Genomic DNA, 10,391 nt, shown 5'->3' on the forward strand with positions numbered 1-10,391 from the left:
CCCAGACTGGCAACGGTGAAGCGATACGAGTACCTATTCATATCAAAACCCCGTGTTTTCATTGCTGTATTCGCTTAGCAGATCATCCTGAATCTCGTGAATGCCCCCTCGCACGTGATAGCCGTGATGAATCTTTAAATAATTTTGGATGTCGCGAACTTCCGCTCTTTGGCTTATGTACAAAGTCCTGAGCACGGTAAGCTTTCGCTGAATGTTTGCTAAAAGCGTCAATACCCCCCTAGTAACGTTCCAAAGGACGATCAAGCTAATCAGCGTTGTTAAAAACGTTCCAATTAACGATGCAATTTCGGTAACATTTTTCACGTGTAATAGAGCTAATCCAATAGCAAATTAATTTTGTTTTCTACTCTCAGCACACTGCTTTGCACCTGTCCTATGGCGTTTGTCACCGTGTCAGCTTCAGGCCCCCAGTATTCCCAGATAGTACAGTCGGCTCGTTTGAACCACTGGGGAAAATGAATTGACAAAGTGTAAGTTGTTGTCAGTTTCGGGAAAATCAAAAGCTGAGTTCTCCGAAGCCACAATTTTTTATTGCTAACTGATTCGGCTCCTTGGCTCGGCCCAATCCCTAGCCTAATTTTCTGGCTAACCCACCCTGCAAAGTTCCACGTGTCTTTTGCTTCATAATTATCTACATATATTGCCAAAATATGCTTTTCAAATTGAAAAGGAGGAACATATTCGGGTAAAGGAAATCCGGTAAAAGATTGCGAATCACTTTGCAACCAATTACCAGAATTTCCCAACTCAACTAATAAGGTCATGCTGAGTGCCGCTGTACAATATTGGGTAATTTCCACCCGCGCACCGCTGCACCGCGCGTACAGTGAAAGCTTTGACAAACTTGCGGCCGGCGATTGTAAATACTACAAAGCTTAGTTTCGCGATCGAGATACGTGCAACCTCCATCAGCATCGCGCCGAAGCTGTGGCAGCCCAGTTTCGGGGTCGGCAAAGCAATCGTACTCGCCAGAATGAGCCTCAGTTTCTGTTAAAAAAGTTCCCCGAAGGCTGCAACATTGCGATCGGCAAATTGGCAAAGCGTCCAGACATTCGCAATCAAATTGCAGCCAAGTACCGTCTGCGCCGGACTGACTGGTAATTTGCCCTGTTAACTCACCAGCCTCGTCTTTGAATTCTTGAATTACAGTAATTCGGGGAATTTTATTCATAGAATGCCTTTTGTTGCTTCCGTAAATCCGGCGACTCGTTCTACGCCAAAAATATTACGCAGCCGCAAGGTAATCACGTCATCCTGGTAAGCAACACCTTGATTTTCATCCAGAGCAACAGGCTGCTTGTCAATTTTAATAATTGTATTGAGAAAAGCTGGATTTTCTTCCCCTTCTTGCACTGCATTGTAATTTCGTTGAGCTGTTAAATAAGCTTGAATTACATTGTAGAGCAACACTTCAGGCGAAACATCTTTGAGAGAAGAAAGCGAGGTCTTAAGTTCAGGATTTTTGATGCCCTGAATGACATCGGTTAAATTTAGCATTGAGATTTAGGGCACTGGTAAAGGGCAAGAGTAAAAAGTTGCACAAACGCCGAAAATTAAGAAAGGCGCATTCTGTTGGCGTTGCGTACTGCGGTGATGGGTCCGGCTGACGAACCCGGCAATGTTTTCGTACCGTCCGGCCAGCTTCTGGCGTCAGGCGTTTTGTTTGTGCTTACAAGAATCTTCACTTGAGTTGACGGGTTGGTTGCAGTGGCTTTAGTTACCGCTACCATGCGGCTCAACTGGCCGCCTCTAATTAGGTTTTTCACTGGCATAGCAGGTTTGCTTAATTCACCCGGCCCTGCAACACTAATGCCTACTGCTGTTGCAAAATCCCCCGTGTATAAAAGCGTGTTGGATCTAAAATACACAGTTTCATTTGTAGTGGTGGTTGTTGCGGCATCAACTACAGGAACTACTGCTTTACACAATCCGATTTTAGCTGCTGGCATATTTTTGTAACTTAATTATTATTATCGCTGTGCGGTACTTGATTTGATTGAATTGAAAGCAAAAGGCTAAGAAAACACGGCCTTTCGAGGATAACCGGCACCGACAATAGTCCAGCCCGTACCAAACTCTTTCCCGATGACTGATTTGGGGGCTTCTTCCATCTTGTCCAGGGCGCATAAAACGCTAACTCCTTTGCGGCGCTTACCGGTACCGTTGCGAAGTTGAATGCGAATACGTCCCGCTTCTTGGGCTTCTTGAAGCACACCCGATCTAAGCAGAGACTTTCCCGTAATTGGTGTTGCTGACCCGCCTCCAAGGCCTAAATCAGCAGCGATCGCTTTGTAATTTTCGGTTAGTCGCACCGCACCGAGAGCGCCAATTGTGAAATAAGCAACAGGTACTGCCATAGCAAAATTTCCTTTGAGCTTTGATACTCCCAATCTAATAAAACCACTCGGCGCTCGACAACCCTGTAACACTGCCCGAAACCCTATGGGTTTCCGATAAAAACATACGTGTTGGATTCACTCGTAAACAATCCGCGCTCTCTCATTAAGGAAAATGGGCGTCCGAATCTTGGATAGTTTTATTTCTGCACGATAAAATTTAACGTCTACTATAGGGCGATCGGCATTTTGTCCTATTACTTCTCCTAGGACGGTAATGTCTGGAGGATCAGCCGGGAAAGCAGAAGCTGGCGCCGTAGTGAACCTCAAGCTTGATTCGTCCAATTGATGCCCCGCAACTGCCAGCATTCGCGAAATGAGTGCCCGACCAGCCGTTTCATTTTTACATAAATACCAGCCCTCGAAACCTTGATACCTGTTGCGATAACTAACGACTTCTCTGCCTTTTTCCCAAGTGAATAATTCAGGCACGGCAAAATTTTCTTTTATTAAGCGAGCATATTTAGTCAAATCTAATTTACTAATACTTGGTAACGGATTTTTGGGATCGTCAGATTTATCCATAATCCTAAATGAAATTTCACCGCTAGCTTTCTTATCTCCGAGAAAATACAATTTGATTTCTGGCTGTCCCTTAAGTAACGGCCACGTGCGATTTAAATTTTTGCTAGCGCCTGCACCTCCTCCTTCGTATTCAATTTGAATAATGTGATTAACCAACTGCAAGTCAGTGCCACTCAAAACAATTGACTCGGTTTCGTTAGAACGATCGCGCCAGTATTCAATTGTCCGAAATCCAAAATTTAACCGCTGCTGCGGCTTTGTCCATTCTCGAAATCGCGGTTTATTTTCTGTCTTTCCGCGCCAAGGATGTTCACCAACTAAGGGAAAATTTGTTGTAGCTCTGTTTTCCTTAAATTCAGGAAAACCATCTTGCCACAACTTAAACCACTCTTCAAAATTGATATTTCTCCCTACCATTTCGCGAGTTGCGCGAACAATTTGAAGCATTATCCGCAATTCTGCGGGCGTTCCCGCTAGCCGATAATACTCTTCTTTGTGGTCGCGATTTGGATGTAAATCTAGTAGTCTCCAACCGCGCTCTTGCGCTTTAAATGGTTGATTTACTTCGTGAACTTTTGGGCGAGCTCCAAATTGCTGCCCCCAAGGGCGTTGTTCGTTGGCGCGTCGCGATTCAGGAACCCAGCCTTCAATATCCGCTGAATCTGGCATTGGGAATTCATCTTCAAAATCATCTATAAAAATATCAACTCCAAAATTATCAGGAGTATTATCCGACGCTGACCCATTCTCTTGCGACAAGTATGTACTGAGAACCCCTGCTGCGCCCTGATAAGGAACTATTTCGCCACCTGCCATATACAACCTCCTACAAAGCGTAACTAACTACAATCATTGACTCGGCACAAGCGTCTTGAAATGCTTCCAACCCTTCTTCTACCGTTTCGCGCTTCCACCCTTCAGGGAACGACTCAACAAATTTCTCCTGTTGACTTGCGAAACTCCAAGGCTCTCTTTCCTCCTCTCCCCACTTTTCTATCCAGTTACCTATGCCGGGAAATATTGCTTTGAGGTTAATTAATTTAGCACCGCCTCTAATAATTTTTCTGATATTTAAAAAAGATTCTAATCCCAAAAGCTGTGACGCGACGCGGTTAGAAGCATTAATAGCCGATTTGAGATTTTCGACAGCTTCTTCCCACAAAGACGAATCTTCGTCAAAAGTATTTAGTCTTAATTCATTTAATTTAGCTACAATGCTGGGATTGAATCTTATTAATTTATGCTGGTTAGACTCAGCTAGTCTCCCTAATGTAAATCCGCAAAAAGTACCAAGAATCGAGCCAATTGCTTCTCCCCACTGCGGCGCCAAACCCTCAAGTAATTGTCCTTGTTTTTTCCTGATTTGCATATCGGATTGATTCCAATCAAAATTCCAAGTTCTTTGAGTTCCTCCTACTCCCCAGCGCACCATAGCTCCTAAAGCTAGACGCTGAACAATTTTACTTTTTAATAGCTGAAGCATCGGCCTCAATCTATTAAACATTCCAGTAATTCTGCCGCCGACGCGCATAACTACACCACCTCCCTTAAGCAATGCCGACACCCCCTTTAGCGCAGCGCCAGTGACAAAAAATTCAACCGCCCACTGCAAACCAACAGCTAATCCTCCAACAAATGCGCCCAGCGGATCTTCATCCAACCAATCACCAAAATTTACGGTTACACCAGGAGCAAAAACATTTCCTATTTCCTTGCTTCTGATGTATTTCTGGAAATTATCCCAAACCTGTGCTGCTGTGTTTATTACGCCACCAAAGAATTCCTTAACTCCTTCAATCATCTCACTTAGACCTTCGCCGTTTACCCAAGATTGAGGCAAATATGCAGCAGTTAAATTCACAGTAATATCTCCTATTTCTTTTTTTTGCGAGTACGGTAAGTTGAGGCAGATTGAGCTTTTTTGGTGTTGACTCTAGTCAATGCTCCATCTAGTTCAACATTGAACTTAGCTTTTTTCAATTCTTCTTCTATTTGGTCTTGTGGAACGGTTTTTCCTCCCTGTTGTTCTATCAACTTGTTGTACAACTCAATTACTACATCTCTTAAATCGTTTGGGTCTTTTTTGTTGTCGCGTTGAAAGACTTTGACTTTCATTTCAAAGTTCTTTAGCGTACGCTCTAATAATTTTTCGGTAGCTTCCTCTGTATTTTCGTCAAGCTCTTTGCTTGGCTCAAATCCCTTTCCTTCTGTGAAACAGCCAGCATACGGATCTCCTTCTAATTTAATGTTGATGTAATTTTGCTTTTCCACCATCCCGCTATCTTCAAAGAGCGCTTTAACCATTTCGGCGATTTGGATAATTTGAACGCGGTTGGCTAAATTGGTTCTAAAATCTCGCAACGCTAAATTTAATTGAGAATCTTGGTCGCCCTCCATATCAATAATGTATTTGTACATTTCTCTCATCAAATGAGACAAGCTAAAAGGCGTTACGGTAATAGGTTGACTGCCTTCTTTTCCTGGATTTGTATCTGCAACGTGAATAGGCTCTCTAGGATTGCCCAAGGCCGAATTAAGGTATTGAAACAATACTTCCAGGGTTTGAAAATTGTTATGAACTTGCATATCTCCTGTTTTCCCAGGGGCAATTAATGAGCGGTCTATTTTGAAGTCTGCAAATTCTCCTCTAGGAAAGAGGTATTCGTATTCTTTAAAAGCTTTGAATAAATATTCTTGTTGATGAAGAAAAGAATTTATTAAGATGTCCGATCCTATTTTTAACTCTCGTTTGTTACCGCGTTTATCAGTGTTGGGTTGGTAATTTTCTTTTAAAGAGTGTTCGCTATCTCTTTGATACTCAGGGTTCTGAACGAAAGAACCTTTTGCAGGTACTTTGTACCCTTTGGGATCTAATGCTACATCTAAATCAATTTGCTGGTCTAATATATATTTAATCATTTGATAAAAATTGCTAAATTTGATTTTGATTTTTTCTGGACTGTGAATATCTTTGATAGGAGTTTTAGTTCTTTCGGTTTCTTCTCCGAAAAATTCAGCGTTAGCTGGTACCGAACCTAGGTTTCCTTTAGAATCTAGAGGTCTACCTAATAAAATCATTGTTTCTTGCTCGAATCGCTTGATTTCTCTTAGTAGTTTTAAAGTGTCTCTACAACAATCATCCATATTCTGCTTCCTTGGTGGCGGGTTTGGGAAAGGAGAAGGACTGGGACTAGGACTAGGAGTAGGAGAAACGCGGCGAGGCAGATTAGGACTTGTATTTGCAATGCGGCAAGGGATTTCGTAAATTGAAACGTCCCAAATTTGTCCTGTCGGTCGGTAAGTTTGAAGATAGTATTTTATAGAAGCTCCTGTGTCAGTTAGATGCCAGGGCATTAATACTTGTTCGTTGTATTTGTATCCCCCCGGGATATGTATCTGCAATGTGCCATTAATAGCAGCCCATGCCTTGAAATTAGCCTTGTATTTCTTAAATTCGTCGGGATATAAAAAGGCTTGATTTAAGGGTACGTTTGGCGGATCGTGAAATTGTATATAAGCTGGAGTTCGTTGATAAGGAAGCTCTTTTGCAGAACTGGCGTAAAAACGGTTTTGTCCGTTTGTCCATACGCCGCCGCCGTGAATATCTGAATCAACAGAAGCGCGTACGTAGACGTTGGGATCTGGACTCCAAATAAACTCAATTTGAATATACGTGTGCCAGAGGATTACTGCGTGATAGCATTTGTCATTTTCCAACAAAGGAAGAATTTGATCTACAGAAAATCCGATGTTCGGCGTTGGTGTCGGTGTCGGTGTCGGTGTTGGTGTCGGTGTTGGTGTTGATTGCTCTTCCTTTTTTTTAGGGTATTCAAAACCTAAACTTATCTCAACAGGTGTGAAAGGAATTTGCAAGGTAAATTCCACACCGATATCTCCTTCCTTGGATGCAGAAACATTAATTCCTAAACCTCCAAGTTCTCCCCCAATACTTCCCCCTATAATTTCACCTGTATTGGTATCAATTGTCGCTCCTCCGCTGACTCCTAAAATGCCGCCGGGTAATTCAGCGCTACCAGCAATTGAAATACTATTATTTGAAGGATCGCCACTGATGCTAATTGCAAGCGGGCTTACCTCTACGCTTACCCCGCCGGTGACACTTAAGCCACCAATATTTGCTACTTCTTGAGTAACACCAATACCTCCAGTTGTTACCGAAGGTTGCGTTTTTTGACCCAAATTGACGCCGCTATCTTTGCCAAGGTCGATCGCGCTTGACCCTCTTGTGGCGCTTGGCGACAACCCTGACTTGGAGCTAACCCTAGACATAGCTAGCCTCTACTCCCGAAATTCGAGAAGGGCCGCCATCTGCGATCGCCCACAGTTCCCCTGTTATTGTTTGCTCTGTTAAGTTACCGCCGCCGTTTGGGGCTAGATAAATACCCGTGCCGATCGCAACACTGGAATTGCCAGCAATCCAAATGTCGGCATTTCCGGTGTTTGTGGCGTAAAGAATTGCTCTATTTGTGTTTGCCAGTCGAAAGCGAGTAGGCATACCCGTTGGTATCTCCACGCCATAAGGTAGCCCGACGCCGATCGTCCTTATTTGTTGTGGTTTAGCAATCAGGTCAATATTGACTCTAAAATCGCCTTCTAGGTTAATATAATCGCCAGCTCCCAATACGCCAGAGCCGTAATTAATAATAGAAATTCCTAGCCGATCGTCTGGACTTAATATCTTTAACTGATTGATTGTCAAGTAGGGAATTGTGAAGGGGATTGTCGTTTCCCGTCCTTTATTCTGCAATCTTGCAGTTGCTAGAGTTGACCAAGCTCCTGTACCTTTGCGAGCGTGAAACCTTAACCCTACAAACGGATAATCTCCCTCAATGGCAAGCATTGCAGCGATTTTTTCCGCTGAATTCATTTCAGGAAATATTTCTGGAAAAGGTGCTTGCTGCAAGGATGGCAAGTAAATTGCACCGCTGAAGGCTTCCAGATAAAAGCTTTTACCTAAGTAGTAAGAACTGGATAAAGCATCATACTCAAGAAAACTATCGGCGCAATTTAGAATTTCAATAATGCCCGTGCCGTCCGCGCTAGTAATGCTTCGGCGGAAAGTTTTAGTATTTCCTAATTGGTTCTCTGCCATCAGTTCAAAAACACCTTTCCTTCAATTACGCTGCCGCCACCGGGCAAGCTGATTATTTCGATCGGGAATTCCAGCAGGGCGCTAAAGGTGGCATTTGTTCCCCCGCTTGCGGCCAATATGTGCTGGCAGCGAGTGATAGCTGTTACCTTGTTGGGATTTTTTGCGGGGTCGAGTTCAAGCAATTTGAGAGCGACCACAGCTTCCATAGCTGCTTGCGCCAAATTTGAGGCAGTGCTATCGCCGCCCGTGCCGCTTGTGAATGTAGAGCCTGTAAGATAATGACTTGCGGTGTAACTTGTGCTGCCTCCTGCTGCGTTGGCTGCCACCACGTTTAAAAGCAGGTCAATTGCAGCGGTTTTAGTTGAAAGATTCGCTGTGATAGTTATCCTGTCTGTTCTTTCAGCGATTCTTGATAAATTATTTTCTTCCTGCTCCAACAGACCTAATATTCCGTACACGTAGCGCTCCTTACTTGTGGGCCCGTCCGGATCGGAATAGCTTTTCCCCGAAACAGAAGCGCCTGCACCCGAAATATGGTCTGACATAACAATTAAAATAAAATCTTACTTTTTAAGTTTAAGTAACATTTTCAACCCTGATGAGAGGCTTCTTAATTCTTAAGAAGTTGCTGAAATAGATAAAAGAGCAACTGTTTAAAAAAAACAAACAACCGGAAATCAACTGTTTCGGCTGCTAGACTAGATAAAGCGCCTAAACGGTTGCTAATCACTGAGTAATTGCACGGAAAGAGCAACTGTGAAATTTTTGAGGCTTGGACAAGCTACACCGCTCTGTCCGATTACTTTTAATCAAATCAGCAACCACTTTGCAACAGATGTTTACAAATTATTTCTAGGTTTGGCTTGGTACACTGGGGAAAGGCCAGAAGCTATTTTGCGGATAGATGTCAATCACGTCTATGCAGACGTTGCAAAGCGACAACCGCGTGACACGGTGATATATCCCGCTTACAACCGTAAGGATAAAAAAACCCGACAAGTAGATACGCATAGAGTTCTTAAGCTGATGCTTGCCGCTTATCAGCCTCCCGAATCAGGTTTTTTATTTCCTTCCCTTTATCGAGCGGATCAGCATCTTAGTCGTCAGGCTGTAGATAAAGCTTTTAGACGTGCGGTAAAGAAAGCGGGGTTAGAAAATCAAGGATTCTCACTTTACTCAGCCAGACGTGGTTTTATCACCCGACTAAACGAGCAAGGCTGTGATGTAAAACTAATTCAACGGATAACTGGACACAAAAGCCTATCTTCATTGGTTCGATATATCGAAGTCTCAGATGCTCAAATCAAAAACGCAATTGATAATTTTTAAATTATGGGACTTGTCAATCTAAATCCTTCTAATGTCGCGGTAAATATTGCCGAAGATATTAGGAACTCAGATACCGTAAGCGCAGTGAGCGCGACTGCGACTGTGACCGTAGCGCTTGCCGCTAACCCTTTGAGGGGCTATTATTCAATTTACAATGCTGGTTCTGTAACGGTATATGTACGCGAAAATGCAACTGTTTCTAGCACTTTGTACAAGCATCCAATTCCCCCTGGATACCTGTTTGAGCAAGAGCTTACAAGCTCGCGGTATACGGGTATTGTTTCCGTGATTACGGCTAGCGGAACTTCTAACCTAATGGTGAGCGAAAGCACCATCGCTGCCTAATGGGTAAATTAACCAATTTAAATCCTGCCGCTCCGATCGCCGATACGGATATTCCCGCTGCGATCGCCCGCGACACCGAAGTGACGGCAGCAGTGGCGGCTCACACAGCGGCAGCCGATCCTCACGCTCAATACTTGCGATTCAAAAAGATTGAATTCACTACCGGCTCCGCACAGGGGTCCGTTACGACTACAACTCACGGGCTTACTCAATCAAAAATTGCAGCTTTTTCTGCAATGATAAGAATCGATCTGTCAAATAGCGCTGGATTCGTACCATTAATTGCTCCCGGCGGTTTGGCGGGAATACCGGGGTACAACTACTCGGTGAACCTTGATGCTGGTAATATTTTTTGCCGACTCGCTGCAGGAGACAGTGCTAACATCCTGAATAGACCGATCGTCGTGACTATTTTCTATTTGTCGTAATTTTCGCAATTGATCGATCGCAAATTCAAATTTTGCCATCGGTTTTGATTATTTCCGCGATCGCCCTTGGTGACATTCCAGCCGCCAGGAGCGATCGCACTTCTGCCACTTTTGCCTGAGCGATCGGCGAATCGGTGTTGCCCCCGCGAATGTGCTTGTGTCTTACGCGCCGCTCGCCATCCCGGTAAGACAGTCTATAATATTCCCCGCTGCGGGCCGTCCCACCCGGTTTGT

At 43.9% G+C, this 10,391-nt stretch carries 13 protein-coding genes and 1 pseudogene; 3 read left to right on the forward strand and 11 right to left on the reverse strand.

What is annotated here, in order from left to right; translation table 11 throughout:
- Positions 1 to 335: 335 nt before the first annotated feature.
- The 10 genes from QUA58_RS26020 to QUA58_RS26065 form a co-directional block, all read right to left on the reverse strand.
- On the reverse strand, positions 336 to 785 hold the full coding sequence (locus tag QUA58_RS26020) for a hypothetical protein (RefSeq protein WP_333396859.1): 450 nt from the start codon (positions 783 to 785) through the stop codon (positions 336 to 338).
- Positions 782 to 1,192 carry a YkgJ family cysteine cluster protein gene (locus QUA58_RS26025; RefSeq protein WP_333396861.1) on the reverse strand — a complete coding sequence of 137 codons (411 nt, stop codon included), beginning with the start codon at positions 1,190 to 1,192 and terminating at the stop codon, positions 782 to 784. The genes QUA58_RS26020 and QUA58_RS26025 overlap by 4 nt, the downstream gene beginning before the upstream one ends.
- Positions 1,189 to 1,518, reverse strand: a complete 330-nt coding sequence (locus tag QUA58_RS26030) for a hypothetical protein (RefSeq protein WP_333396863.1) — start codon at positions 1,516 to 1,518, stop codon at positions 1,189 to 1,191. Before QUA58_RS26030 ends, QUA58_RS26025 begins: the two co-directional genes overlap by 4 nt.
- Positions 1,519 to 1,574: 56 nt before the next feature.
- Complete coding sequence (locus tag QUA58_RS26035) at positions 1,575 to 1,970, reverse strand: hypothetical protein (protein WP_333396866.1); 396 nt, start codon at positions 1,968 to 1,970, stop codon at positions 1,575 to 1,577.
- A gap of 66 nt (positions 1,971 to 2,036) precedes the next feature.
- Positions 2,037 to 2,378 (reverse strand): hypothetical protein, encoded by a 342-nt coding sequence (locus QUA58_RS26040; protein WP_333396868.1) that lies wholly within the window; start codon positions 2,376 to 2,378, stop codon positions 2,037 to 2,039.
- Between the two features lie 117 nt (positions 2,379 to 2,495).
- Entirely contained in the window at positions 2,496 to 3,758 is a 1,263-nt protein-coding gene (locus tag QUA58_RS26045; RefSeq protein ID WP_333396870.1) for a hypothetical protein, read from the reverse strand.
- 10 nt (positions 3,759 to 3,768) lie between these two features.
- Entirely contained in the window at positions 3,769 to 4,803 is a 1,035-nt protein-coding gene (locus QUA58_RS26050) for a hypothetical protein (protein WP_333396873.1), read from the reverse strand.
- An 11-nt stretch (positions 4,804 to 4,814) separates the two neighbouring features.
- Positions 4,815 to 7,232: a hypothetical protein gene (locus QUA58_RS26055; protein ID WP_333396875.1), complete on the reverse strand. Its 2,418-nt coding sequence runs from the start codon at positions 7,230 to 7,232 to the stop codon at positions 4,815 to 4,817.
- Complete coding sequence (locus QUA58_RS26060) at positions 7,225 to 8,055, reverse strand: hypothetical protein (RefSeq protein WP_333396877.1); 831 nt, start codon at positions 8,053 to 8,055, stop codon at positions 7,225 to 7,227. Before QUA58_RS26060 ends, QUA58_RS26055 begins: the two co-directional genes overlap by 8 nt.
- Positions 8,055 to 8,600, reverse strand: coding sequence for a hypothetical protein (locus QUA58_RS26065; protein ID WP_333396879.1), 546 nt, complete (start codon positions 8,598 to 8,600; stop codon positions 8,055 to 8,057). Before QUA58_RS26065 ends, QUA58_RS26060 begins: the two co-directional genes overlap by 1 nt.
- A 211-nt stretch (positions 8,601 to 8,811) precedes the next feature.
- Between QUA58_RS26065 and QUA58_RS26070 the strand changes: the two genes are divergently transcribed.
- Genes QUA58_RS26070 through QUA58_RS26080 form a run of 3 tightly spaced genes read left to right on the forward strand, consistent with a single transcriptional unit; the run spans position 8,812 to position 10,157 of the window.
- Positions 8,812 to 9,384: a tyrosine-type recombinase/integrase gene (locus QUA58_RS26070; protein ID WP_333396882.1), complete on the forward strand. Its 573-nt coding sequence runs from the start codon at positions 8,812 to 8,814 to the stop codon at positions 9,382 to 9,384.
- 3 nt (positions 9,385 to 9,387) lie between these two features.
- Positions 9,388 to 9,729 (forward strand): hypothetical protein, encoded by a 342-nt coding sequence (locus QUA58_RS26075; protein WP_333396884.1) that lies wholly within the window; start codon positions 9,388 to 9,390, stop codon positions 9,727 to 9,729.
- Positions 9,729 to 10,157, forward strand: coding sequence for a hypothetical protein (locus tag QUA58_RS26080; protein WP_333396887.1), 429 nt, complete (start codon positions 9,729 to 9,731; stop codon positions 10,155 to 10,157). The genes QUA58_RS26075 and QUA58_RS26080 overlap by 1 nt, the downstream gene beginning before the upstream one ends.
- 25 nt (positions 10,158 to 10,182) lie before the next feature.
- On the opposite strand, the pseudogene QUA58_RS26085 reads toward QUA58_RS26080, so the two are convergent.
- Positions 10,183 to 10,391, reverse strand: a pseudogene (locus QUA58_RS26085) (hypothetical protein); the annotation flags it as partial.

The organism is Microcoleus sp. N9_A1 (assembly GCF_036701795.1).
In the GTDB taxonomy this organism is placed as follows: Bacteria; Cyanobacteriota; Cyanobacteriia; order Cyanobacteriales; family Microcoleaceae; genus Microcoleus.